This is a genomic window from Amycolatopsis dendrobii, from assembly GCF_014145675.1.
GTDB classification, from domain to species: Bacteria; Actinomycetota; Actinomycetes; order Mycobacteriales; family Pseudonocardiaceae; genus Amycolatopsis; species Amycolatopsis dendrobii.
The window spans coordinates 12,553-37,211 of sequence record NZ_JACGZW010000025.1 but is presented as its reverse complement, the minus strand read 5'-3'; the positions used below and the strand labels follow the sequence as shown (position 1 = coordinate 37,211).

20 protein-coding genes are annotated in these 24,659 nt (G+C 70.5%); 11 read left to right on the top strand and 9 right to left on the bottom strand.

All coding sequences use genetic code 11. The features are described 5' to 3' along the window. Window positions 1-87: 87 nt before the first annotated feature. Window positions 88-2,259 carry an MprF family protein gene (locus H4281_RS43310; protein WP_182896661.1) on the top strand — a complete coding sequence of 724 codons (2,172 nt, stop codon included), beginning with the start codon at window positions 88-90 and terminating at the stop codon, window positions 2,257-2,259. Here the strand turns inward: H4281_RS43310 and H4281_RS43305 are convergent. Beyond that, window positions 2,199-3,197, bottom strand: coding sequence for a DUF8017 domain-containing protein (locus H4281_RS43305; protein WP_182896660.1), 999 nt, complete (start codon window positions 3,195-3,197; stop codon window positions 2,199-2,201). The two genes, H4281_RS43310 and H4281_RS43305, sit on opposite strands and share 61 nt — an antisense overlap. A gap of 5 nt (window positions 3,198-3,202) precedes the next feature. Then, window positions 3,203-4,951 carry a proline--tRNA ligase gene (locus tag H4281_RS43300; RefSeq protein WP_182896659.1) on the bottom strand — a complete coding sequence of 583 codons (1,749 nt, stop codon included), beginning with the start codon at window positions 4,949-4,951 and terminating at the stop codon, window positions 3,203-3,205. A gap of 124 nt (window positions 4,952-5,075) precedes the next feature. Here H4281_RS43300 and H4281_RS43295 point away from each other — a divergent pair, with 124 nt between their 5' ends. Further along, window positions 5,076-5,432, top strand: coding sequence for a VOC family protein (locus H4281_RS43295; RefSeq protein ID WP_182896658.1), 357 nt, complete (start codon window positions 5,076-5,078; stop codon window positions 5,430-5,432). A gap of 140 nt (window positions 5,433-5,572) precedes the next feature. Here H4281_RS43295 and H4281_RS43290 read toward each other — a convergent pair whose 3' ends face one another. Further along, entirely contained in the window at window positions 5,573-6,538 is a 966-nt protein-coding gene (locus H4281_RS43290) for a GNAT family N-acetyltransferase (protein ID WP_182896657.1), read from the bottom strand. A 66-nt stretch (window positions 6,539-6,604) separates the two neighbouring features. Here H4281_RS43290 and yaaA point away from each other — a divergent pair, with 66 nt between their 5' ends. Continuing rightward, window positions 6,605-7,348 (top strand): peroxide stress protein YaaA, encoded by a 744-nt coding sequence (gene yaaA / locus H4281_RS43285; RefSeq protein WP_182896656.1) that lies wholly within the window; start codon window positions 6,605-6,607, stop codon window positions 7,346-7,348. A gap of 90 nt (window positions 7,349-7,438) precedes the next feature. Here the strand turns inward: yaaA and H4281_RS43280 are convergent, their stop codons facing one another. Both H4281_RS43280 and H4281_RS43275 read right to left on the bottom strand, forming a co-directional pair. After that, entirely contained in the window at window positions 7,439-8,527 is a 1,089-nt protein-coding gene (locus H4281_RS43280) for an NAD(P)/FAD-dependent oxidoreductase (protein WP_182896655.1), read from the bottom strand. Window positions 8,528-8,531: 4 nt separating this feature from the next. After that, entirely contained in the window at window positions 8,532-10,079 is a 1,548-nt protein-coding gene (locus H4281_RS43275) for a phytoene desaturase family protein (RefSeq protein WP_182896654.1), read from the bottom strand. A gap of 83 nt (window positions 10,080-10,162) precedes the next feature. Between H4281_RS43275 and H4281_RS43270 the strand changes: the two genes are divergently transcribed. Beyond that, on the top strand, window positions 10,163-11,149 hold the full coding sequence (locus H4281_RS43270; RefSeq protein WP_182896653.1) for an aldo/keto reductase: 987 nt from the start codon (window positions 10,163-10,165) through the stop codon (window positions 11,147-11,149). 191 nt (window positions 11,150-11,340) lie between these two features. Here the strand turns inward: H4281_RS43270 and H4281_RS43265 are convergent, their stop codons facing one another. Next, entirely contained in the window at window positions 11,341-11,943 is a 603-nt protein-coding gene (locus tag H4281_RS43265) for a TetR/AcrR family transcriptional regulator (RefSeq protein WP_182896652.1), read from the bottom strand. A 92-nt stretch (window positions 11,944-12,035) separates the two neighbouring features. Here H4281_RS43265 and H4281_RS43260 point away from each other — a divergent pair, with 92 nt between their 5' ends. The 4 genes from H4281_RS43260 to H4281_RS43245 all read left to right on the top strand — a co-directional run bounded on the left by H4281_RS43260 (window position 12,036) and on the right by H4281_RS43245 (window position 19,215). Continuing rightward, window positions 12,036-13,550 carry an FAD-dependent monooxygenase gene (locus H4281_RS43260; RefSeq protein WP_182896651.1) on the top strand — a complete coding sequence of 505 codons (1,515 nt, stop codon included), beginning with the start codon at window positions 12,036-12,038 and terminating at the stop codon, window positions 13,548-13,550. A 786-nt stretch (window positions 13,551-14,336) separates the two neighbouring features. Further along, a complete protein-coding gene (locus H4281_RS43255) occupies window positions 14,337-15,293 on the top strand; it encodes a serine protein kinase RIO (RefSeq protein WP_182896650.1) in 957 nt (318 codons plus the stop codon). A 321-nt stretch (window positions 15,294-15,614) separates the two neighbouring features. After that, window positions 15,615-17,342 carry a DEAD/DEAH box helicase gene (locus H4281_RS43250; RefSeq protein ID WP_182896649.1) on the top strand — a complete coding sequence of 576 codons (1,728 nt, stop codon included), beginning with the start codon at window positions 15,615-15,617 and terminating at the stop codon, window positions 17,340-17,342. 706 nt (window positions 17,343-18,048) lie between these two features. Then, window positions 18,049-19,215, top strand: a complete 1,167-nt coding sequence (locus tag H4281_RS43245; RefSeq protein WP_182896648.1) for an 8-amino-7-oxononanoate synthase — start codon at window positions 18,049-18,051, stop codon at window positions 19,213-19,215. Here H4281_RS43245 and H4281_RS43240 read toward each other — a convergent pair. Both H4281_RS43240 and H4281_RS43235 read right to left on the bottom strand, forming a co-directional pair. Then, window positions 19,212-19,643 carry a GNAT family N-acetyltransferase gene (locus H4281_RS43240; protein WP_182896647.1) on the bottom strand — a complete coding sequence of 144 codons (432 nt, stop codon included), beginning with the start codon at window positions 19,641-19,643 and terminating at the stop codon, window positions 19,212-19,214. The two genes, H4281_RS43245 and H4281_RS43240, sit on opposite strands and share 4 nt — an antisense overlap. Before the next feature lie 20 nt (window positions 19,644-19,663). Next, on the bottom strand, window positions 19,664-20,482 hold the full coding sequence (locus H4281_RS43235; protein WP_182896646.1) for a S1 family peptidase: 819 nt from the start codon (window positions 20,480-20,482) through the stop codon (window positions 19,664-19,666). A gap of 172 nt (window positions 20,483-20,654) precedes the next feature. Here H4281_RS43235 and H4281_RS43230 point away from each other — a divergent pair, with 172 nt between their 5' ends. The 3 genes from H4281_RS43230 (at window position 20,655) to H4281_RS43220 (ending at window position 23,329) form a co-directional block, all read left to right on the top strand. Continuing rightward, on the top strand, window positions 20,655-21,515 hold the full coding sequence (locus H4281_RS43230; RefSeq protein ID WP_220508728.1) for a M15 family metallopeptidase: 861 nt from the start codon (window positions 20,655-20,657) through the stop codon (window positions 21,513-21,515). 71 nt (window positions 21,516-21,586) lie between these two features. Next, window positions 21,587-22,981 carry a mycothione reductase gene (locus H4281_RS43225; RefSeq protein ID WP_182896645.1) on the top strand — a complete coding sequence of 465 codons (1,395 nt, stop codon included), beginning with the start codon at window positions 21,587-21,589 and terminating at the stop codon, window positions 22,979-22,981. A 90-nt stretch (window positions 22,982-23,071) separates the two neighbouring features. Further along, window positions 23,072-23,329 (top strand): hypothetical protein, encoded by a 258-nt coding sequence (locus H4281_RS43220; RefSeq protein ID WP_182896644.1) that lies wholly within the window; start codon window positions 23,072-23,074, stop codon window positions 23,327-23,329. Window positions 23,330-23,378: 49 nt separating this feature from the next. Here the strand turns inward: H4281_RS43220 and H4281_RS43215 are convergent, their stop codons facing one another. Next, window positions 23,379-24,653, bottom strand: a complete 1,275-nt coding sequence (locus H4281_RS43215) for a CynX/NimT family MFS transporter (RefSeq protein WP_246412774.1) — start codon at window positions 24,651-24,653, stop codon at window positions 23,379-23,381. Window positions 24,654-24,659: the final 6 nt, after the last annotated feature.

Below are 24,659 nucleotides of genomic sequence, written 5' to 3'. Positions count from 1 at the left end.
GGGTCCCCCTGGGGTAGCAGTCCCTTAGGGGGAGAAGTAGGTCCGACGGCCGATGACCGCTTAAGATCGCCGCGCCAAACTTTCCCCATGACGATCGCACAGGGGGGAACCGGCCTCACGGCCGGAGAAGCACGCGGACGGCTAGCAGTGCTGTGGCACCGGATTCCGTTCACGACGACCGTCGTGCTCGCCATCTTGATCGTGGGGGTCGCGACTGGTTCGCTGTGGCACGCCGCCGAGCACCAGCACGCTTTCCACTATTACGCCTACGGCCTTCCCTCGCTCGAACACGGCCGCTGGTGGACGCTGTTCACCGGGCCGTTCTACGCCCTGCGCCCGTGGTTCTACCTGCCGATGGCGGGCAGCTTCGCGCTCATGGCCGGATTCGCCGAATGGCACCTCGGCACCCGGCGGGCGATGGCGGTGACCATCGGCGGGCAATTGGTGTCGACGGTCGTGGCGGTGCAGTTCCTCGAGCTTTCCCGCAATTCCGGCTGGGCGTGGGCCGACCGGATCTCCGGCACGCTCGACGTCGGCTTCTCCGGCGGCGCGCTCGCCGCGATCGCCATCACCAGCGCGACCTTGCGCACGCCATGGCGGCTGCGCCTGCGAGCCGGGCTCTGCGTGTACGCCGGGGTAGCGATCGTCTATGTCGGCACGCTCGCCGATCTCGTGCACTTCTTCGCGCTCGTTCTCGCGCTGCCGCTGGGCCGGCGGCTCGCCGGGCCCGCCGCACGCAACGCCAACAAGCCGTCGCTGCGCGAATGGCGGCTGCTCGCGTCGGCCGGTTTGGTGCTGCTGGTCGTCGCCGAAGTGGTGATGTGGCTGGTCCCCGGCGACGGGCCGTTCGGATCGTCGGATTCGATCTCGTTGTCCGGCAACGAACTTCTCCCGCTGTGCATCGTCGCGGTGCCGATCCTCAACGGGCTGCGCCGCGGTTCGCGGTTCGCCTGGCGGTGCGCGATCGCGCTGTGCGTGCTCGCCGCGTCGCAGATGGCGGTGCTGGCCGGGCTCGTCGCGATCACGCAGCTGATCCGCGAGGACTACGACCTCAGCAGCCCGCCGCTGTTCATCGTGGACAATCTGCTGTGGACAGTCGAACTCGTGTTGCTGATCTCGGCCCGGCGCGCGTTCCGCGTGCCCTCGCGGCGCAGGCGGCGCAAACTCTTCCGCGGCGGGCCGGACCCGGCTTTCGCCCGGCTTCTGCTGGGCCGCAACGGCGGCAGCACCATCTCGTGGATGACGACCTGGCCGCAGAACACCTACTTCGTCGCCTCCGACGGCACGTCGTACCTGGCGTACCAGCGGCACGCCGGCGTCGCGGTGGCGCTCGGCGACCCGGTCGCCCCGGACGGGACGAGCGACCGCACGCTGCGGGAGTTCTCCGCGATGTGCGAGAACACCGGGCTCGTGCCGTGCGTCTTCTCCGCGACCGCGGGGACCGTCGCGCAGACCGAGAAGCTGGGCTGGAAGCACGTGCAGGTCGCCGAAGACACGTTGGTGGACTTGGAAAACCTTCAGTTCCGCGGCAAGGCCTGGCAGGACGTGCGGACCGCGCTGAACCGCGCGAAGAAGGACGGGATCGAGTTCCGGCTGGTGCGGCTGGCCGAACAGCCGTGGTCGATTCGCGAACAGGTGCGGGCGCTGTCCGAGGAATGGATTTGTGACAAGGGCCTTCCGGAAATGGGCTTCACGCTCGGCGGCGTGGACCAGGCGATGGACCCGGCGACGCGGGTCGGCCTCGCGGTCGACGCGGACGGCACGGTGCACGGCGTGACGTCGTGGCTGCCGGTGCACACCGGCGACGGCGAGGTCGGCGGCTGGACGCTCGACGTGATGCGCCGCCGCGCGGGCGGTTTCCGGCCGGTGATGGAATTCCTGATCGCCTCGACGTGCCTGGCGTTCCGTGAGGAGGGCGCGAAGTTCGTGTCGCTCTCGGGCGCGCCGCTGGTCCGCAGCAACGACAGCACGCCGCGGCAGATGGTCGACCGGATGCTGGACGCGCTGGGCTCGATGATGGAGCCGTACTACGGATTCCGTTCCCTGCACGCGTTCAAGGCGAAGTTCCAGCCGCGGCACGAGCCGTTGTACCTCGCTTACCGAGACGAGGCCGATCTGCCGCGGATCGGGATCGCGCTCGGCCGCGCGTATCTGCCGAACGCCGGGCTGATGGACTTCGCGAAGCTGGCGCTGCGGCGTCAGCGCGTGGTCGGCGGCGGCGTGGTCGTGGACCGGTCCGCGGCCGGAACGCCGCGGTAACTGTGCAGGATCCGGACGAGGTCGTCCCGGGACGCGGAGCCCGGGCGGCCTTGTTCGGAATACGCGACCAGCACAGCCGACTTTTCGCCGGCGCCGAGCGCGAGCGCCCCGACCAGCACACTCCGCGGCTGGCACGGCGCGTTGCTCGGCACCACGTCGGCGACCACGAGCGTGCCTTCGCGGCTTTCGTTCTCGATCTTGACTTCGGCCTTCTCCGGCGCACCAGGCGTCACCTTCGCGGCCGGAGCGCCTTCGCCGGTGTACGCGCTGACGCCCAGGTCAGCGACGGCCTTGCGGGCGGCTTCAGCGGCGTCGCTGGTCTTCTCGGTGGTGAAGCCAGCGCCGCCGACCTGGCCGACCGGGTCTTCCTTGCAGCTGCCCTTGCCGAGGAACGCGCTGGTGGACAGGTTGATGCCGGGCGATCCAGCGGCCGGGTCCCAGCCGTGCAGCGTGGTCGGAGCCGGTTCCCAGGACCGCGGCACGTCGTACGCGTAGCTGCCGTCTTTGCTCGCCACTGACTGCCATCCCGCGACCACCGGCGGCACGACGACCCGGGGGTCGGGCTGATAGGTGTACGGGGCGCGCGGAGTGTCGTCCGTGCTGGCGGAATGGTGGCTCTTGCCGGAGAAGGCGTTGTAGCCGAACACCCCGATCAGGATGACGATCGGGACCGCCTTGACCAGGCGGAGGTTGACCTTGCGGGGCGTGGATCGCCGGAGCTGTGCCGGGGTGAGGGTCTGCCGCATGGGGTCCGGTTCAGCCGGAGTTTCCCGCGGCTGCGGGGCTGGTTCGGACGGCCCCGGCACCGGGTCGGTTTTCCCGTACCCGGCGCTGGGGAACTTCGGCGCGTCGGACGGCTCGTACCCGCCGAAGCCGCTCAGCGCGGCGTTGTCCCGGTACCCGCCGTCGTCGCGGCGGTTGCGTCCGAACCAGCCCACCGGCTTCAGCCGCGGACGAGCTTCGCGAGGTGGTCGACGACCGAGTCGACGGCGATTTCCTCGCGTTCGCCAGTGCGCCGGTCCTTGACCTCGACCAGCCCGTTCGCGAGGCCGCGGCCGACGACGAGGATCGTCGGGACGCCGACCAGCTCCGCATCGGCGAACTTCACGCCAGGAGTCGCCTTGCGGTCGTCGAGGATGATTTCGAGACCGGCGGCGTCGAGTTCGGCGGCGATCTTCTCCGCGCCCTCGCGCACCGTCTCGTCCTTGCCCGCGATGACCACGTGCACGTCGAACGGCGACACCTCGCGCGGCCACACGAGGCCCTGCTCATCGTGGTTCTGCTCGGCGAGCACGGCGACCAGGCGGGAGACGCCGACGCCGTAGGAGCCCATGGTGATCCGGACCGGCTTGGAGTCCGGGCCGAGCGCGTCGACCTCGAAGGCGTCGGTGTACTTGCGGCCGAGCTGGAAGATGTGCCCGATCTCGATGCCGCGCGCGGCGACGAGCGTGCCGTGCCCGTCCGGCGACGCGTCGCCCTCGCGAACCTCGGCGGCCTCGATCGTGCCGTCCGGGGTGAAGTCGCGGCCGACGACCAGGTCGAGCACGTGGTGGTCGCGCTGGTCGGCGCCGGTCAGCCAGGCCGTGCCCTCGACCACGCGCGGGTCGACGAGGTAGCGGACCCCGTTCTCCTGCAACGCCTTCGGGCCGATGTACCCCTTGACGAGGAACGGGTTCTTCGCGAAGTCGGCTTCTTCGAGCAGTTCCACCTCGGCGGGTTCGAGTGCCGCTTCGAGCCGCTTGAAGTCCACCTCGCGGTCGCCCGGGACGCCGATGCCGAGCAGCTCCCACTCCTTCGCGCCCGGCTGACGCGTCTTGACCAGGACGTTCTTCAGCGTGTCCGCCGCGGTGAACTCGCGGCCGAGCCCGGCGGCGTTGAAGAACGCGACGAGGGTCTCGATGGTCGGCGTGTCCGGCGTGTGGTGGACCTGCGCCTCGGGCAACCCCTCGAGCGGACGGGCGGCGGGCATCGGCGTGACGACGGCTTCGACGTTCGCCGCGTAACCCGATTCGGTGCTGCGGACGAAGGTGTCCTCGCCGTTCTCCGCGACCGCGAGGAATTCCTCGGACGCCGAACCGCCCATCGCGCCGGACGTGGCGGCCACGATGACGTACTCGAGGCCGAGACGGTCGAACAGCTTGATGTAGGCGTCGCGGTGGGCCTGGTAGGAGCGCTCGAGGCCCTCGTCGTCGAGGTCGAAGGAGTACGAGTCCTTCATGACGAACTCGCGCCCGCGCAGGATGCCCGCCCGGGGACGCGCCTCGTCGCGGTACTTGGTCTGGATTTGGTAGAGCGTGACCGGGAAGTCCTTGTAGGAGCTGTACTCCCCCTTCACGGTGAGCGCGAACAGCTCCTCGTGGGTCGGGCCGAGGAGGTAGTCGGCCCCCTTGCGGTCCTTGAGGCGGAAGAGGTTGTCGCCGTACTCGGTCCAGCGGTTCGTGGCCTCGTAGGGTTCGCGGGGCAGCAGCGCGGGGAACTGGATCTCCTGCGCGCCGATCGCGTTCATTTCCTGGCGCACGGTCTCCTCGACGCGGCGCAGCACGCGCAGCCCGAGCGGCAGCCACGAGTAACCACCCGGGGCGACCCGGCGGACGTAGCCGGCGCGCACCAGCAGCCGGTGGCTGGGCACTTCGGCGTCCGCCGGATCCTCGCGCAGCGTGCGGAGGAACAACGACGACATCCTGGTGATCACTGGGGACTCCCTGCGCTGAGCGGGCTTTAGACGTTTCGCACAGAGTAGTCAACCCCCTGGCCGCGACGCATGCGGGTTATCGGCGGCCGCCGTTTTTGTCGGTGGTCGCGGTTAGCGTGCGGGCATGGGTTTGGAGATGGGCATGATCACCGTCGACTGCGCCGAGCCGCAGCGCCTGGCGGAGTTCTGGACGGCGGCGCTGGGCGTTTCGGTGGCCGCGGACTACGGCGAGTTCGTGATGCTGGAGGGCCCGGCGCCGGGCGGGCCCCGGCTGGGGTTGCAGCGGGTGCCGGAGCCCCGGTCCGGGAAGAACCGCGTCCACGTGGACTTCGGAGCGGACGACCGGGAGGCGGAGGTCCGGCGGCTCGTGGGGCTGGGCGCGGTGGAGCTGGGGAAGCATTCGGCGCCCGGGCTGGAGTGGACGGTGCTGGAGGATCCGGAGGGGAACGTGTTCTGCGTGTCGGAGAAGGGGGCGCATTGAGGACGTGATGAGACGTGCCCGGGCTGGGTGACTGCGGCTGGCTCGGGCTGAGGGCGCGCGGAGCGCGGGTGGGGCGGACGGCGACGTACCCCGCTGGACTCGGCCGAGCGGGGTCAGCCGAGCGGGTCAGGTGAGCCGGGTCAGGTGAGCGGCAGAACGTACCCGTAATTCCGCTCAGCCGTCCGATATCCGCACCGCTCGTACACCGCGAGCGCGCGATGGGTGTTGTCCACGTCCACCGACAGCGACGACCTCTCGAAGCCGGCGGCGCGACCGGCTTCGAGGGTGTGGGCGAGCAGGGCGGACGCCAGTCCTCGCCCGCGGGCCTCCGCCACGGTCCCGACGTAGTTGACGTGCAGCTCCCGCACGCCCGTCGCCAGTGCGTCCGCCTCGTAGAACGACGACATCACGAACGCCACCACCCGGTCGCGTTCCGGAGAAAGGAGGAGGAACGACAAGTCCGGCCGGAAGTCCTTGTTGCCGCGGAACCGGTGCTTCCACTCGTCGGCCGAGAGCCACGTGCTGCCCCAGTGACCAGCGAACGCGGCGTTGCGCGCGTCGAGAACCAAGGCGTCGTAGCGCTCCTCGCAGGCGGCCAGCGGAAGGTCGTCCGGGAGCGGCGGGGCGGCAGGCAGCGAGGTCAGGTCCGCACGCATCTCCACGAAGGTGCGCTCCTGCTTGAACCCGCCGCGTTCAAGCAGCGAGAGGTACCACTGCTCGTTCTCGTGCGCGCCGGCGTGGAGTTCGAGCTCCGCGTCCGGGAAGTGCCGGGCGTGGACGCTGCGGGCCGTGCGCACGAGCCACTCGGTCAGCATCGAGGCGACCTCGTCCGTCCGGTACTCCGGGTCGGTCAGCGACGCCACGTGCGGCTGGTGCACCGGCTCGGCGGCGTCACGCGGGATGACCAGTGCGTAGCTCACCAGGCGCGAACCGTCCCACGCTCCGACGCTCGCGCCAGGCAGATCGACCGACGGGCCCGACATCTCCTGGCGCACGTCGCCCTCGTCCCAATGCTCACCGGTCCGGTCGGTTTCCTCCGCGACCGTGCAGAGCCGGGTGACGGCCTCGACGTCGGCGAGCGTGAGCGGGCGCCAGGTGAGTTCCATGCGAGCCAGAGTAAGGAGCGGCACACGGCCGCCGCACCTGGATTACCCGGCGGTTACGCTCCGGGGGTGCTGGTGCTCCTCCCCCCTTCAGAAACCAAGGCCGACGGCGGCAAAGGCGCGCCGCTGGACCTGGACGCCCTGTCGTTCCCCGAGCTGAACCCGGTGCGCGCCAAACTGGCCGACGCCCTCGTGGAACTCGCGGCCGACGTCCCGGCGAGCCTCGCCGCGCTGGGCATCTCCGCGCGCCAAGCGGACGAGGTCACCCGCAACGCCCAGCTCTGGACCTCCCCGACGATGCCCGCCCTGCGCCGCTACACGGGCGTTCTCTACGACGCGCTCGACATCAAGAGCTTCACCCGCGCCGGACTGGCGAAAGCACAACAGCGGCTGGCCGTGACGTCGTCCCTGTTCGGCGTCGTAGCGGCCACCGACCCCATCCCCGCCTACCGCCTCTCCGGCGGCAACACGGTCCCCGCGCTGGGCACCGTACGAGGCCTGTGGAAGCCAGTCCTGGAACCAGTACTGCAGAACGTCGAAGGCCTGCTAGTAGACCTCCGCTCCGGCACGTACGCCGCCTTCGCGAAGCTGCGCGCAGACGCAGTAACCGTCCGGGTAGTAACCGAAGACGGCGACGGCAACCGCACCACAGTGAGCCACTTCAACAAGGCCTACAAGGGAAAACTGGCCGCAGTGCTGGCGACCTCGCGCACCGAACCGTCCACTGTGGACCAACTAGTACGCGTAATCGCCAAAGCGGGCCTGACCGTAGAACAAACCGGCGACCACGCCCTAGAGCTGCTCACTGACTGACCACGCCCCCAACAGCCGCCGACACACCCGCCGCCCGTCAGCACAATCGTGGCTTCGGGGTGGCGGGGGCGACGAGCCGACCGGGAGAACTCAAGAAAACCTCCCCACCCCAAACCCGGCCAGCAGTTCCCCAGGAACATCCGCCCCCAGTACCAGCTCCGCCACCAACTTCCCCGCAAACGGCCCCAACGTAAGCCCCGCCGGCCCAAACCCGGTCGCCAAATACAGCCCGGGCGCCACCTGCCCCAGCAACGGCAGCCCATCCGGAGACAACGGCCGAAACCCCACCCGGGTCTCCACCAGCCCGGCATCCCCCAACCCCGGCGCGACAGCCAACGCCTGCTCCAGAACCTCCCGCTGCCCAGCCGCGGTCACCCGGTGATCAAACCCGGCCCCGCTCTCCCGCGTAGCCCCCGCGACCACCCGGCCCCCGGGAAACGCCAGCAGGTAATGACTGCTCCGAGGCAACACCACCGGCCAGCCGGCAGTCTCCACCCCAGGCAGATCGAAATGACTGATCTGCCCCCGCTGCGGCACCACCGGCACCGGCACCCCCAGCGCCTCGGCCACCTCCCCCGACCAGGCCCCGGCAGCAAGCACCACCGCGTCCCCCGCCAATTCCTCCGTACCAGCCCGCACTCGCAACCCAGGCTCCAGCGAAGCCTCCGCGGTCACGAACTCAACGCCCCGGTCAATCGCCGCGGAGATCAGCGCACGACGCAGCACCTGCCCGTCCACCCGCCCGGCCCCCGACAGATGGACCGCAGCCAACTCCGGAGCCAACGGCGGAAAAAGCTCCCGAGCCTGTCCCTCGTCAAGCCGCTCAAGAACCCCGGCCTCCGGCGCGTCCGCCACCCGCCCGGCAAGCCGGTCGTAAGCCTCAGTCAGCTCGTCCGCGGAAGCCGACACCACCATCCCGCCGACGACCTCGTACGACGATTCGTGCCCAGCTTCGCTCAATTCCGCCGCCAAAACCGGGTAATACCGTCCAGCAGCAGCCGCGAGCGGATAGACGGCGTCGTCCCAGGAAGACGTCCAAGGGCTGACAATCCCGGCGCCCGCGTCGGTCGCCACCCCGGCCCGATCCGCGTCCGCCACGACGACGTCCGCTCCGCGCAGCGCCAGATGGTAAGCCGTCGAAGCCCCGCCGATTCCGCTGCCGATCACGATCACGCGCATGTCTTCACCCTGCCTGTCCGCCGTCGAAACGTCGACCGAGCACCGCCATCGCCGCGTTGTGCCCGGGAATCCCGCTGACCCCGCCGCCGCGGACCGCGCCAGCCCCGCACAGCAACACCCTCTCGTGCGCGGTCTCGACGCCCCAGGTCCCCGCCGTCTCGTCATCGCCGTACGGCCACGACAGGTCGCGGTGGAAGATGTGCCCGCGTGGCAACCCCAGTTCCGTCTCCAGATCCAGCGGCGTTTTGGCTTCGATGCACGGTTTTCCGTCGCCGTCCGGCAGCAGACAGCCCTCGATCGGCTCCGCGAGCACGCTGTCCAGCGACGCCACCGTGGCCCGCAACGCCTCCGCCCGCGCCCCGTCGTTGTCCGCCTCGAACAGCCGGGCAGGCATGTGCAGGCCGAACAACGTCAGCGTCTGCACCCCCGCGGCTCGCTCGGCCGGGCCGAGGATCGACGGATCAGTCAGCGAATGGCAATAGATCTCGCACGGAGGCATCGTCGGGATCCGGCCCGCCGCGGCCTCCCGGTAAGCAGTTTCGAGCTGGGCGAACGATTCGTTGACGTGGAAAGTCCCGCCGAACGCGTCGCGCGGATCAACTGCCTCGTCCCGCAACCGAGGCAGTCGGCGCAGCACCATGTTCACCTTCAGCTGCGCGCCTTCCGGCGACTCCGCGGGGTCCTCGCCGAGCAACCGGGCGAGCGTGCGCGGCGCGACATTCGCCAGCACATGCCCGCCAACCACGACGCGTTCGGTATCGCCTTCGCGGTAACGAACTTCTCCGTCCGGCGTCACCGACAACACCTCGGCGCCGGTGACCAGCGTCGCCCCAGCACGATGGGCGGCGTCGGCGAGCGCACCGGTGACCGCGCCCATTCCGCCGACGGGAACGTCCCAGTCGCCAGTCCCGTTGCCGATGAGGTGATAGAGCAGGCAACGGTTCTGCCGAAGCTGTTCGTCGTCCGCAGCGGCGAAGGTTCCGATCAACGCGTCAGTGAGCACGACCCCGCGCACCACGTCGTCCTCGAACAACTCGCGCAGCGTTTCTCCCGCCGGACGCTCGAAAAACGTCGTCCACGCCTCGTCGTCGCCGATCCGCCGACGCAACTCGGCACGCGTCGGCAACGGCTCGGTCAGCGAATCGAAGGTCGCCTCCGCCACCCGTGCCGCCGAGGCGTAGAACCGTCGCCAGGCCGCGTAGTCCTTTGTGGACCCGGTGACCGCGCGGAACGACGCGCCGGTCCGCTCGTCGTCGCCCGTGTCGACAAGGAGACCTGTCTCGCCGGCCGGGGTGTAGGACGACATCCGCCGCCTCCGCAGCTGGACGGCCAAACCCAGCTCGGCCGCGATCCGCTGGGGCAGCAAGCTGACCAGGTACGAGTAGCGCGAGAGCCGGACGTCCACGCCAGGGAAAGCGCGGAACGAAACCGCCGCGCCGCCGATCTCCGCACGCCGTTCCAGCACCAGCACCGACTGGCCTGCCCGGGCCAGATAGGCAGCGGCGACGAGCCCGTTGTGCCCGCCGCCGACGATCACCGCGTCGTAGTCCACCGCCGCGAGCCTAATGCTTGACCCGGAGCGCGCTCCAGGCTTTAGCGTCGCCACAGACAGGATCCAGCGCAGAAGGAGCGACCATGACCGACGTCCCGACCCGGAACCTCGGCGGACTGGCGGTTTCCGCACAGGGCTTGGGCTGCATGGGAATGAGCCACGGCTACGGCGCGACCGACGACGCGCAGTCGATCGGGACGCTGCGCCACGCCATCGACCTCGGGGTGAATTTCCTTGACACCTCTGACTTCTACGGCTCCGGCCACAACGAGGAACTGATCGGCCGCGCGATCGCCGACCGCCGCGACGAGGTCGTGCTCGCCACGAAATTCGGCATCGCGAACCGCCTCGGCGAACCGACCCAGGTCCGCGGCGACGCCGCCTACGTGCACCAGTCCTGCGACGCCTCGCTCCGCCGGCTCGGCATCGACCACATCGACCTGTACTACCTGCACCGAGTCGATCCGGACGTGCCGATCGAGGAAACCGTCGGCGCGATGGCGGAGCTGGTTCAAGCCGGAAAAGTCCGCCACCTCGGTCTTTCCGAGGCGAGCGCGCAGACCGTCCGGCGCGCGCACGCGGTCCATCCGATCGCGGCGCTGGAGAGCGAATGGTCCCTGTGGACCCGCGGTCTGGAAGCCGAAATCGTGCCGGCCTGCCGCGAACTGGGCATCGGCATCGTCCCGTTCTCCCCGCTCGGCCGCGGCTTCCTGACCGGCCGCTACCGCACCACCGAAACGATGGCGGACAACGACGTGCGCCGCTACCAGCCCCGCTTCGCCGACGGCAACCTCGACCGGAACCTCGCGATCGTGGCGAAACTGGAGGAACTGGCCGCCGTGAAGGAGGTCACGACCGGCCAGCTGGCACTCGCGTGGGTGCAGGCGCGCGGCGAGGACGTGGTGCCGATCCCGGGCACGCGGCGGAAGCAGTACCTGGAGGAAAACCTCGCGGCCTTGAGCGTAGACCTCACCACCGACGATCTCGCCGCGATCGAAGCCGTAGCCGCACCGGAGAACTTCGCGGGCGAGCGCTACGACGCGGCACACCTCGCGTTCGTCAACGGCTGAGTCTCTGAGGCGGCGCTGGACTCCGGAGAGCTAGCGTCGCCTCAGGTGCTCGCCGAGCGATCGAACGCGTACGGCGAACCGCGCTCTTCCGTGTTGTCTCCGAGCCGGTGCGACCGGGGCCGTCTCCCGCACCGGCTTCTCCCGTCCGAACCTGCCCGCAGCCGGATCCCCCGCCGAGGCGAGACCTGGTCTCAGCCGCTGGCCAACCGGTCCACCACATCGAACGCGCGCGTCAACCGCTCCCGGTGCGACACCCCCAGCTCAGCCAGATCCTCCCCCTCCAGCCGCCGCCGGATCGTCTCCACCGCCACGGTCCGGTAAGCCGCCACCACCAACGCCGCGACCAGCGCCGCGTCCCCGGAAAACCGGGCGTCCGCGCTGAGTTCCGCAGCCAGTTCGGCTTCCATCTCGTACCCGAACGCCCGCAGCCGCGCGATCAGCGCGGGCGACTCCGCGACCGTCCGCATCAGCGGCTCGATGTCGCCGCCCACGCCGGACAGCACATGCCCCTCTTCCTGCAGCGTCAACGCGAGCTGCCGGAGCGCGTCCACCACCTCGCCAGTCCGTTCGCGGACCGCTGACCGCACCAGTTCGATCGCCTCCGGCAGCCGGTCCAGTAGCAGGTCCTCCTTGCGCTCGAAGTGCGAAAACACCGTCACCTTGGACACCCCGGCCGCGGCGGCGACCTCGGCGATCGTGACCTCGTCGAACCCGCGTTCCAGGAACAGCCCGGTCGCGACCTCGGCGATCCGCGCCCGCGTCTTGGCCCCGCCTCGATCGCCGCGATTGGGCATGAGTCCACCCTTCCGTGTTACGTTTACCTGATAAGCTTACTCGGTAAGCACACTTGGTTAAGCCGTCGGACAAGGGTAGAGGGGAGAACGACATGGAGCGGACTGAGGTGATCGTCGCGGGGGCCGGGCCCACCGGGCTGTTCCTCGCCGGGGAGCTGGCGCTGCGCGGCGTGGCGGTGACAGTGCTGGACCGGTTGGCGGAGCCGGATCCGACCATCAAGGCCGGATCGGTCAACGTCGCCAGCGCCGAGCTGCTCGACCGGCGCGGTCTGCTGCCCGCGGCGGAGGCGGCGCAGCGGCGGTTCCTCGCGTCGGTCGGCAAATTCGGCCCGACAGTCGAGGCCGCCAAACGAGGCGGCCGCCGGTTCCTCGCCGCCGGGCACTTCGCCGGTTTCCTGTTCGACAACGACCTGATCGACCAGAGCGACCCTGTGCTCGCCGCGCACCGAGCAGTGTCGAACGGCCTCGGCGTGCCGCAGCAGGAAGTCGAGCGGATACTCGGCGAACACTGCGCCACGCTCGGCGTCGACCTCCGGCGCGGCGTCGAAGTACAAGGCGTGCGGGCCACCGACGAGTCCGTGACGGTCGAAACGAGCGCGGGCGAGTTCACCGCGGGCTGGCTCGTCGCGGCCGACGGCGGGCGGAGCGTCATCCGCAAGCGACTCGGCATCGAGTTCGACGGCACAGATCCGGAAATGACCGGCTACCAGGCCATCGCCGATTTCGAAGACGCGAGCGGCCTGCGCCCAGGCTGGACCTGGACCCCGCGCGGGGTCTACGCGTACGGCCCGGTCCCCGGCCGCATCTTCCTCAGCCGCTTCCGCCAGCCGCCGGAAGACCGCGACGCCCCGGTGTCAGTCGAAGAGCTGCAAGAAGCCGTCCGCGACGTCACCGGCGTCCCGGTCGCCATCACCGGAATCCAGGGCCGGGCAACGCGCTTCACCGACAACGCACGCCAGGCTCGGCACTACCGGCACGGCCGCGTCTTCCTGGCCGGCGACGCGGCACACGTCCACTCCCCGCTCGGCGGCCAAGGCCTCAACCTCGGCCTCGGCGACGCGGCGAACCTCGGCTGGAAACTCGCCGCCACCGTTCAGGGCTGGGCGCCGGCAGGACTGCTCGACACCTACGAAACCGAACGCCGCCCGATCGGCGCAGCAGTGCTCGACTGGACCCGTGCCCAAGTCGCCCTCCTGCGCGGCGACGAACGCACCGAACAACTCCGCACCATCGTCGGCGGCGAACTGCTCCGGGTGCCCGCAGCGATGAACCGCATCGTCGCGCTGTCGTCCGGAATCCTGCAGCACTACGACGTCGCCGACGACGCCACCGCCCCGGTCGGCTCGATCGCCGGAGACGTCGAACTGACCTCCGGAACCCGCCTGGCCGACCACGCCCACGACGGCCGCTTCGTACTCATCGACCGCTCCCCCGACAGCCGGTTCACCGTGTCCGGCTTGGACGACCGGCTCGCATACGTGGCCGATCCAGCCGACGAACCGAGCCTCCTCGTCCGCCCGGACGGCGTGATCGTGTGGGCCAGTTCCGGATGCGACGACCAGAAGCTCCTCGACGCCGCGCTCGCACGCTGGGCAGGCGCGAAATGACCAGTCACGCGGCCCGGCCGGCAAGCTGAGCCCCCTGGCCCGCCTGGCCGAAGCAATCACGCGGGCCAGTTCCGGACGCGACAACCAGAAGTCCCGCGACACCATCCGCGCACGCTGGACCGGGCGAAAAGATCAGTCAGGCGGTCCGGCCGACGAGCCAAGCCCTTCGCCCGCCCGGACCGCGGGTCCGAGTCTTAGGACCGACGGCCAGAAGCTCCTCGACACCACACTCACATGGCAGACGGGCGCGCGAAAGATTAGCCACGCGGTCCGGCCGACCGTCCGTCCAGACGGAGCGATCGCGTGGACAAGTTCCGGAAGCGACAACCAGAAGCCCGTAACTCCGTGCTCGCACGCCAGGCGGGATGCACCCGACAGCCGACGAACCAAACCCCTCGTCCGCCCCGGATCGCGTGATCGCGCAGACGAGTCCGGGAAGACGACCAGAAGCTCCCCAACACCGCACTCACACGATGGGCAGGTACGAGATAGATCAGTCACGCGGTCAGGCGGACCGGTCCACCCAGACGGAGCGACCGCACGGGCAAGGTCCGCACGCTCCCCGGCACCACACCCGCGCGGTGGACGGGCACGAATTAAATCAGTTGCGCGGGTCCGAGGCAGGCGGCAAGGTGGTCGGCGTCCGGCGGGTTGCCGTCGGCTGCCGGAAGCAAGGGAGGTGCGTCGTGGAGTTTGTCCGGGCGCTGTCCTGCCCTCTTCCGCCCGCCCGCCTCGGCTAGAGCACGCGCTCGCCCGGTGGGCACCCTGATCTAGGAGAACCCACCAGTGCGCGAGCACGATTTCGACGAATTTTCCGACGCCTCCGATTACACCGACCGCCGGATGCGCCGTCGCCCCCGCTACGACGACGGGCCCGCCCCCGCTCGCCGGGGACGGCTCACCGAAGCCGAGCGAGTCCGCCTCGCCCAGCTTCGCGAAGACGCCTACACCGAAACCGCACTGCCCGACGGCGCCGACCGATGGACCAACTGGGACGACGCCGACCAAGGTCCGCATCCGCGGCCCGATTGGGTGGTCACCGAACTCGCCGCGGTCGACACCGACCTCGGCGTGCTCAAGACCGGCAAGGAAGCTGACGTGCATCTGCTGCGCCGCAACCTTCCCGGAGAAGACGGAGTTCTGCTGGCAGCCAAGCGATACCGCTCAGACGAGCACAAACTGTTCCACCGCGACGCGGGCTATCTCGAGGGCAGGCGGATGCGCCGGTCCCGCGAAATGCGGGCGATGGCCGGACGGACCTCGTTCGGCCGCAACCTGATCGCCGAACAGTGGGCGGTGGCGGAGTTCGCCGTCCTCAGTCGCTTGTGGACGATCGGCGCGCCGGTGCCGTATCCGGTGCAGCGGCACGGCACCGAGATCCTGCTGGAGTTCCTCGGCGAATCCGATGGCACCGCCGCGCCGCGGCTGGCGCAGCTGCGGCCCGGGCCGGACGAGTTGGCCGACCTGTGGGAGCAGGCCGTGTCGGCGCTGGAACTCCTGGCGGGGCAAGGACTCGCGCACGGCGACCTTTCCGCGTACAACCTCCTGCTGCACGAAGGCCACCTGATGGTGATCGACCTGCCCCAGGCGGTCGACGTGATCGCGAACCCGCGCGGCCGGGAATTCCTCGCCCGCGACGTCGCGAATCTCGCCGGCTGGTTCCACAGCCGCGGCCTGTCCGAACAGGTCACCGGCACCGATGACCTGGTGCGGGAACTGGAAAACGCGGCCGGTCTCGGCTGAGGCTCGCAGCGGGGCCGCGGGTGTGCGACAGGCCACACCTGCGACCCCGCCCACAACCGCGCACCTGGGTGCGGGGCAACCGCGATCTCTCAGGTAGAGTGTGTCAAGACCGCAACGGCGGCGTGGATGAGTTGGTGTCCGTCGCCTCCACAGTCCGCAGAAGGACTCGCGGCCATCCGAAGCAATTTCCGTCGGTGTGCCACGCCATGGCTCGGCGCACCGGGTCCGTCCCTGTGAACGCCCATCGCCACACCATCTTGCCCTGCCTGCGCGCGGGCAGCCCGGGCCTCCCTTGCGACGTGCCACGTCCGAGAGGCATTTGTGACAGTCACGTACGAACCCGGCCAGTCCTCCCGCTCCCGCGGGGACCGCCCCGAGCGCAAGCCGAGGCACCGGCCGGCCGGTGGAGACGTTCTCCACGACGACACGGTGGAAACCCCCGCCGTGAAGACCTTCGCCCAGCTGGGCCTGCCCGAGCCGCTGCTGCGGGCGCTCGCCGAGGCGGGCATCGACGCTCCGTTCCCCATCCAGTCCGCGACCATCCCGGACGCGCTGGCCGGCCGCGACGTGCTGGGCCGCGCCCAGACCGGCTCCGGCAAGACGCTGGCCTTCGGCCTGGCGATCCTGGCCCGGCTCGACGGCGGCAAGGCCCGCCCGAAGCGCCCCCGCGCGCTCGTGCTGGTGCCGACCCGCGAGCTGGCCATGCAGGTGGCCGACTCGCTGACCCCGCTCGCCAAGTCCCTCGGCCTGTGGTGCCGCACCGCGGTCGGCGGCATGTCCTTCGGCCGCCAGGCGGAATCGCTCGCCCGCGGCGTCGACCTGCTGATCGCCACCCCGGGACGGCTGTCGGACCACGTCCGCCAAGGCACCGCCTCGCTCGGCGACTGCAACTTCATCGCGCTCGACGAGGCCGACCAGATGGCCGACATGGGCTTCATGCCGCAGGTCCGCGAGATCATGGACCTCACCCCTCCCGGCGGGCAGCGGCTGCTGTTCTCCGCGACGCTCGACGGCGACGTCGACAAGCTGGTCCGGCAGTACCTGGCCGACCCGGTCACGCACTCGGTCGCGCCGTCGACCGCGAGCGTCACCACCATGGACCACCACCTGTTCCAGGTGTCGCACTCCGACAAGCAGGACATCATCACCCGGATCGGCGCCCGCGAGGGCCGCACGATCATGTTCGTGCGCACCAAGCACCACGTGGACCGGCTCACCGAGCGGCTGCGCGAGAGCGGCGTGCACGCGGTCGCCCTGCACGGCGGCAAGACCCAGGGGCAGCGCAACCGCGTCCTCGCCGATTTCAAGGAAGGCCACGCGGCGGTCCTGGTGGCCACCGACGTCGCCGCGCGCGGCATCCACGTCGACGACATCTCCCTGGTGCTGCACGTCGACCCGGCCGCGGACCACAAGGACTACCTGCACCGCGCGGGCCGCACCGCGCGGGCGGGCGCGTCCGGCATCGTCGTCACCCTGGTGACGCACGACCAGCGGCGCACCGTCCGCCGGATGACCGACCGGGCCGGCGTGCGCGCCGAGACCACGATGATCCGCGCGCACGACGAGGACCTGTCGCGCATCACCGGCGCCCGCGAGCCGAGCGGCGAGCCGGTCGTGGAGCGTCGCCGGGAATCCCCGCGCCGCTCCGGCGGCCGCGGCTTCGGCGGCGACCGCGGCGGCTTCCGAGGCTCGCGCGAGGGCGGCGGCTACCGCGGCGGACGCGAAGGCGGCCGCGGCGGCTATGGCGGCTCTCGCGAAGACCGCGGCGGTTACGGCTCGCGCGAGGACCGCGGTCCCCGCGAAGGCGGCTACAACCGCGGCTCGTACGAAGGCCGTGGCTCCCGCGAAGGCGGCTACGCACGCGAGGGCGGCTACTCGCGCGAGGGTGGTCGCGAAGGCGGCTACGCACGCGAAGGTGGCTACGGCTCCCGCGAGAACCGCGGCGGTGGCGGTTACAGCCGCAGCCGCCAGCAGTCCCGCTCCGGCAGCGGCGGCTTCGGCCGCCCGCAGCGCCCGAGCCGCGGCCCGCGCCGCGGCCACGACGCCTGATCGATCCCTGGAGAACGGCCCCGCTTCGGCGGGGCCGTTCTTCGTTTCCGGGCAGGTTTCGCCTGCTGAGCCGGGTCGCGCACCGCAGCAGCCGGACCTGGGTTCGCCCTCGGGCCGCAGCGTCGCCGCACCTCGACAGCCGGCACCCAACGGTCGGGGACCCGACGCAGCGACCACCGCCGAGCAGGAGCCTCACACACCAGCCCGCGCCCCGACACTGCGGCCGTCGCCGACGATCTCGTCCACCGCACCACCTCCCGCCAGCCCCACCCCAGCACAGCGATCGCAACCGAACAGATGCCTCGCGTGCCAGCTGGCCCCGCGCCCCGACACAGCAGCCGCCGGGGGGCAGATCTCGCTCACCGGACCGCGCTCCCCAGCCCACCCTGAGTGGAGCGTCCAGGCGCAGAGATCGTCACCGAGCAGGTGCCTCGCGCGGCAGCCAGCCCACGCCCAGACAAAGCAGCCGCCGACCACGAGTCGTCGCGTGCCGGACCACGCTCCGCCAGCCCGCACCCGGCACAGCGACCATCGCCGAGCACGCGCCCCGCACCCGAGCCACACCCCGACCGTGCCCGCCAAGAGGCCGCCCCAGCCAGGCCCGAGCCCGCCGCACCAGCCTCTTTCCGTTGCCCCGCCCCGCTTCCCGGTCCTGCCGAGGCGGGGGTGGGAAACGCGGCACCCGGCCGGATGCGACACTGCCTCCGTGACTGACACTCCGCCGCTGCCGCCTGAGAACGTCTTCGACTGGCTTGAAGCCGAAGGCCAGCGGCGCGCGGAGGCCGGTCTCTCCCGGCGGATGAACCCGCGGCCCGCGCAGCACTCGACGCTCGACCTCGCGGGCAACGACTACCTCGGCCTCGCCCGCGACAAGCGCGTCGCCGGGGCAGCCGCCGCGGCCGCGTTGCGGTGGGGGGCTGGGGCTACCGGATCGCGGCTGCTCACCGGGTCCACCGAGCTTCACGCGGAACTCGAACACGAGCTTGCCCGCTTCTGCGGAGCCCAGGCCGCGCTCGTTTTCTCCGCCGGGTTCACCGCCAACCTCGGCGCGGTGACGGCGCTCTCCGGGTCCGAGTCGGCGATCGTCACCGACAAGTACGTTCACACGTCGCTGGTCGAAGGCTGCCGGCTGTCGCGCGCGGACATCGCGGCCGTCGAGCACTCGACGCCGTCGGCGATCAAACACGCGTTGGCTACCCGGCGCAAACCGCGCGCGATCGTGGTCACTGATTCAGTGTTCTCCGCTGACGGCGAACTCGCGCCGTTGGGCGAACTCGCCGAAATTTGCCGTGCGCACAGCGCTGCGCTGGTCGTCAACGACGCGCACGGTTTCGGTGTCCTCGGCGAAGGCGGCCGGGGTGCGGTGCACGCCGCGGGATTGTCGTCCGCGCCGGACGTCGTCACTACGCTCACGCTTTCCAACGCCCTCGGCGCACAAGGCGGCGCGGTGGTCGGTCCACGCCGTGTGATCCGGCACCTCGTCGACACGGCGCGCAGCTTCATCTTCGACACGGCCCTCGCCCCGGCCAGCGCCGCTGCCGCGCTGACGGCGTTGCAGGTGCTCAAGTCTGAACCGGAGCTGCCGGCGAAGGTCATCGAGAACGCCGGGAACCTCGCGATGGGGCTGAAGAACGCCGGGCTGCCGGTCGATCTCCCGGAGGCTGCCGTGGTCGCGGTGCGGACGCAGTCGCCGCAGGCGGCGACTGCGTGGACGGAAGCCTGTGCGGAGCAAGGGATCCAGGTCGGCTGCTTCCGGCCGCCCGCCGTGCCGGACGGCGTTTCCCGGCTGCGGCTCACCGTCCGCGCGGACTTGTCCGAGGCGGACGTCGACCGTGCGGTGAAGGTGATCGCGGCGACCGCGCCCCGCGGTTAAGCCGGGCGGCGCATGGTGATGTGCGGGATTCCGTCCTCGAGGTATTCCTCGCCCTCAGCCACGAAACCGAACTGCGCGTAAAGCTTCTGCGCATAGGTTTGCGCGTCCAGCACGAATTCGCCGGTGGCACCATCCAGCGCGGCCGCCATCAGCTGCGCTGCCAAACCCTGGCCGCGCGCGGACTTCGCCGTCACCACCCGGCCGATCCGCCGTCCGCCGCTCGGCTCGGCCAGGACGCGCAGGCACGCGAGGATCTCGGTGCCGGAAGCCAGCCACAAATGCTCCGTCTCCGGAAGCAGATCGAGCCCGTCGATATCGGCATACACGCAGTCTTGTTCCACCACGAACACGTCCGACCGCAGCCGGAGGATCGCGTACAGATCGGCAGCGGCGAGGTCGGGCCCGGCGGCGCGGTGCAGAGTCGTCACATCGCCTTGCTTAACACAGCTCAGCCGAACAGCCGCGCCTGGGACTGCGCCGCGATGTCGTCGGAGAACTGCGAAACCCGCGTGTACACCCCGGGCTTGCCCGGTTTCCCGCAGCCGTCGCCGAAGGACACGATGCCGATCAGGGTGTCGCCTTCGACGAGCGGGCCGCCGGAGTCGCCTTGGCAGGCGTCCTGGCCGCCCTGCGGGTAGCCGGCGCACACCATGCTCGCCGGGTCGTAGGTGTCGTAGGCCGTTTTGCACGTGGAGTCGCTGACCAGCGGCACCTGGGCGCTGCGCAGCACGTCCGACCGCTGCCCGCCTTCGGAAAGCCGTCCCCAGCCGAGCACGGTCGCCTGCGTGCCTTCCGCGTACAGCGACTGGTCGCTCTTGTCCGCGACCTTCGCGGCGCGGTACGGCAGCCGTCCGCGCACGGTGAGGACCGCGATGTCGTCGCCCTTCGTCGGATCGCTGTAGTCCGGGTTGACCCAGACCCGCGAGACGCCGAGTTCCACGCCGTCGTCGCCGCGCTTGTCCTGGCGGCCCGCGACCACGTGGACCGACGACTTCGGCAGGGCTTTCGCGCAGTGCGCGGCGGTCGCCACCGCGGACGGGCTCACGATCACCGCGCCGCAGAACTGCGAGCCGCTCTGGTCGGTGAGATACACCGCGTACGGGTGGTCGGCGAGCGAAGCTTCGCTGCCGCCGACGATCCGGGGCTGCGCGTGCGAGCCCGGGTCGGACGGCGCCGCCGCCCAGGCCGAGCCGACCGGGACCGCGATCGCGGCGGCGAGCAGCGAGCCCGCCGCGAGCAGGACCGGACGACGGAGCTTCGCGGGCATGGGCTTTCCCTTCATCGGCACTACGACAGCACAGCCTGGACGCGCACGGGAATCGGCCGACTCCGGCGCGTGCACACACGGCCGCGATTACCCTAAACGGGCCAAGCCCAAAACGGTGTCACTGGAACGGGTGGACTCTCTATACACCGAGCGCATTCGCTTAGCTGGAGTCATGCGACGGAAAACAGCCGCGACGGCCGGCGCGCTGACGGCCTTTCTGCTGGCCGGATGTGCCACCGGAACCCCCGCGGCTCCCCCGCCGAGCCCGTTCACCGCGCCGTCGGCACCTGCCAGCCCGACACTTCCGGCAACTCGGACAGCGACGAGCGCGCCCGCCGTCACCTGGCAGGTGGGTGCCCGTCCGCTGCCGCTGCGCCCGGACGGCTTCGGCCAGATCCTGCCGACTCCACCCGAACTGGTGAACCGTTCGCTGCCGACCCAGGACTTCCTCCCGCCGCCAGCGAGCACGACGTACACCGCCAAGATCGCCGACGTCCCGGACGCCGTGCTCAAGCGCAGCACTTGGCAGGCCGCCTGTCCGGTGCCGTCGGCCGACCTTCGTTACGTCACGCTTTCCTTCCGGGGCTTCGATCATCGCGCGCACACCGGCGAACTGCTCGTGCACAAGGACGCGGCTCCAGCGGTGGTCAAGGCGTTCGGCGAGTTGTACGCGCAGCAGTTCCCCATCGAGGAAATGCGCATCACCTCCCCCGCCGAACTCGACGCTCCGCCGACCGGCGACGGCAACGACACCAGCGCGTTCGTCTGCCGTCCGGTGCGCGGGCAGAAGAACTGGTCCGCGCACGCGCACGGGCTCGCCGTGGACGTCAACCCGTTCTGCAACCCGTACACCAAGGACGACCTCGTCCTCCCCGAACTGGCGTCCGCCTACGTCGACCGCGCGAACGTGCGGCCGGGGATGGTCACCGCCGGCGGCCCGGTCGTGCGCGCGTTCGCCGGGGCGGGCTGGCAGTGGGGCGGGGCGTGGAAGTCGCCGGTCGACCGGATGCATTTCACAGCCAACGGCGAGTGATCCGGGAACACCGGGACGGGCCTGCGGGGTTGACTAGGCTGGCAGCAGACCGCTTTTCGGGAAGGACCGCCGTGCCGCACTACGACCTGGTGATCATCGGGACCGGATCGGGAAACTCGATCCTCGGGCCGGAGTTCGCCGACCTCCGGACGGCCATCGTCGAGAAGGGCGTGTTCGGCGGGACCTGCCTGAACGTCGGCTGCATTCCGACGAAGATGTTCGTCTACGCCGCCGACGTCGCCGCGACGCCCGCGGGCAGCTCGCGCTTCGGCGTGGACGAAGAGCTCACCGCGGTGCGCTGGCCGGACATCCGCGACCGGATCTTCGGCCGGATCGACCCGATCGCCGAGGGCGGCGCGGAGTACCGCGAGAACCACGAGGACAACCGCAACGTCGACGTCTACCGCGGCGAAGGCCGGTTCACCGGCATGAAGGAGCTGCGCGTCCGCTTCTCCGACGGCCGTCCGGACGAGGTCGTCACCGCGGACCGGTTCGTGCTTGCCGCGGGCGGGCGGCCGGTGCTCCCGGATGTGCCGGGGCTGGCCGAAACCGGCTACTACACCTCCGACACGATCATGCGGCTCGACGCACTGCCGGAGCGGATCGTCATCCTCGGCGGCGGATACATCGCGGCGGAGTTCGCGCACGTCTTCGCGTCGTTCGGCGTCGCGGTCACGATGGTGAACCGTTCCGGCGCACTGCTGCGGCAAGAGGACGCGGACATCAGCGCGCGGTTCACCGAGCTGGCTTCGCAGCGGTTCGACGTCCGGCTGGACCGCAAGACGGTTCGCGCGCGCACCACGGACAACGGGGTCGCACTGGATCTCGAAGGCCCGCAGGGCGCGGAGACCGTCGAGGCCGACCTGATCCTGGTCGCCACCGGCCGCAAGCCGAACTCGGACCTGCTCGACGTGGCCGCCACCGGCGTCGCCACCACCGAACGCGGGCACGTCGTGGTGGACGACTACCAGCAGACGTCCGTCGAAGGCATCTACGCGCTCGGCGACATCTCGTCGCCGCTGGAGCTGAAGCACGTCGCGAACCACGAAGCCCGTGTGGTGCAACACAATCTCGCGCATCCGGACGACCGCATCAAGGCCGACCACCGGTTCGTGCCGCACGCGGTGTTCACCTCCCCGCAGGTGGCGTCGGTCGGGCTGACCGAGGCGGAGGCGACGGAACGCGGACTGTCCTTTGTGGTCTCGAAGCAGGACTACGCGGGCATCGCCTACGGCTGGGCGATGGAGGACACCACCGGTTTCGCGAAGCTGCTGGCCGATCCGGCGACCGGGCAGCTGCTGGGCGCGCACATCATCGGCCCGCAGGCGTCGACAGTGATCCAGCCGCTGATCCAGGCGATGAGCTTCGGCCTCGACGCGCGGTCGATGGCGCGCGGACAGTACTGGATCCACCCGGCCATGCCGGAACTGGTGGAGAACGCGCTGCTGAATCTGCCGCTGGACTGACCCCGGGGATACCGAGAGTTGATCGATTCCCGAATCGGGTAACAAGGATCTCGCGTTGTTAGGGTTCCCCGCGGAGGTGCGGGGACTGACATGACCGACATGATCGCCGGGGAAATCGTTGCGGCCGCGGAGAATCTGGCCGCTCGCTGGACCGACGTGACGGATCTCGAGCTGGTGTTCGCCGTGCGGCGGGCCGAACTCGGGACGACAGCCGCGACGCTCGCGTTGCTGGAGGAGCTCCGGGCGAAGCCGTCCGAGTGGACCGCGGAATGCCTCGCGGTGGCGGTGGCCGCGCTCGACGATGTGCGGCGCACCGGCCAGCTTCCCGAATCAGCGCTGGCCAGTTAGCTCGTGAGTGGCGGTGCCGGTTCTCGCCGGCACCGCCACTCACGAGGTCTCACACGAAGCGCCGCCGCCCGGACAGCGCCCCGAACACCATCTGCGTCACCATCACCACGAGCAGCACGATCAACGACACCGTCCAGCTGCCCGTCGCGTCGTGCAGCAGGCCGAACACGAACGGCCCCACCGCTGCCAGCAGGTAGCCGAAGCCCTGCGCCATTCCCGAAAGCCGCGCCGTTTCGGCTCCGGTACGGGCTCGCAGCGCGATCACCGTCAGGGCCAGCGAGAACACGCTCATCCCGATGCCGAGCAGGATGCTCCACAGCAGCGGCGAGAACCCGGGCGCGATGACGAGGCCGAGCATGCCTGCCGCGCCGAAGACGCCCATTCCGACGATCCACGGGCTCTGGCTCTTCTGCCGCGCCGCGATCGGCGGGATCACCAGGCTGATCGGCACCGCGATCACCGAGATCAGGCCGAGCAGCAGACCGGCGTCGGCCTTGCTGACGCCCGCGTCGATGAACACCTGCGGCAGCCAGCCCATCACGACGTAGGCGATGAACGACTGCAGGCCGAAGAAGATCGTGACGATCCACGCCAGCGGGCTGCGCATCAGCGACCGGGCGGGAGCGGAGCCCGCGGCCGGGCGCGGCGGACGGCCCGTGCCGCGCGAGGCGATCAGCCACGCGACCAAAGCGATCGCCGACAGGACGCCCCACGAACCGAGCGCGGCGCGCCAGCCGCCGAGGGCGGATTCCAGCGGCGGGCTCAGCGCGGAACCCGCCGCGCCGCCGCCCTGCAGCGCCGCGGTGTAGACGCCGGTCATGAGCCCGACGCGAGCCGGGAACGAATCCTTGATGACCACCGGGATCAGTACGTTGACCAGCGCGATTCCGGCGGTGGCGACGAGCGTGCCGCCGAGCACCACGTACGGTCCGTCGAGCACCCGCACCGCCAGGCCCGCGGTCAGCACCGCCAGCGCCAGGCCGATCGCCGGGCCGATGCCCAGGCGGCGCGACAGCACCGGCGCGGCCAGGCCGGCTCCGGCGAAACAGAGGCCGGGCAGAGTCGTGAGGATGCTCGCCCACACCGCGGACGCGCCGAGGCTGCCGCGCATTTCCGCGAGCAGCGGGCCGACGCTCGTGATCGCCGGCCGCAGGTTCATCGCCGTCAGCACCACCGCGATCGCCAGCAGCACGCCGCCCGCCACCACGCCCGGACGGCGACCGGCGGGCACCTCTTCCTCAAGGCTGCCTTCCAGTTCGAGTTCGAGCCGGTCGGAGTAGGTGGCGGTGGACACGGCTGCAGAGTCTCGGGAATCGGCGGACATGTGCGC

What these genes read in the sequence shown, in the direction of transcription:
- H4281_RS43215 (WP_246412774.1), bottom strand. Translation starts at nt 24,653, where the DNA reads ATGTCCGCCGATTCCCGAGACTCTGCAGCCGTGTCCACCGCCACCTAC.
- H4281_RS43220 (WP_182896644.1), top strand. Translation starts at nt 23,072, where the DNA reads ATGACCGACATGATCGCCGGGGAAATCGTTGCGGCCGCGGAGAATCTG.
- H4281_RS43310 (WP_182896661.1), top strand. Translation starts at nt 88, where the DNA reads ATGACGATCGCACAGGGGGGAACCGGCCTCACGGCCGGAGAAGCACGC.
- H4281_RS43270 (WP_182896653.1), top strand. Translation starts at nt 10,163, where the DNA reads ATGACCGACGTCCCGACCCGGAACCTCGGCGGACTGGCGGTTTCCGCA.
- H4281_RS43290 (WP_182896657.1), bottom strand. Translation starts at nt 6,538, where the DNA reads ATGGAACTCACCTGGCGCCCGCTCACGCTCGCCGACGTCGAGGCCGTC.
- H4281_RS43230 (WP_220508728.1), top strand. Translation starts at nt 20,655, where the DNA reads ATGCGACGGAAAACAGCCGCGACGGCCGGCGCGCTGACGGCCTTTCTG.
- H4281_RS43280 (WP_182896655.1), bottom strand. Translation starts at nt 8,527, where the DNA reads ATGCGCGTGATCGTGATCGGCAGCGGAATCGGCGGGGCTTCGACGGCT.
- H4281_RS43265 (WP_182896652.1), bottom strand. Translation starts at nt 11,943, where the DNA reads ATGCCCAATCGCGGCGATCGAGGCGGGGCCAAGACGCGGGCGCGGATC.
- H4281_RS43295 (WP_182896658.1), top strand. Translation starts at nt 5,076, where the DNA reads ATGGGTTTGGAGATGGGCATGATCACCGTCGACTGCGCCGAGCCGCAG.
- H4281_RS43260 (WP_182896651.1), top strand. Translation starts at nt 12,036, where the DNA reads ATGGAGCGGACTGAGGTGATCGTCGCGGGGGCCGGGCCCACCGGGCTG.
- H4281_RS43235 (WP_182896646.1), bottom strand. Translation starts at nt 20,482, where the DNA reads ATGCCCGCGAAGCTCCGTCGTCCGGTCCTGCTCGCGGCGGGCTCGCTG.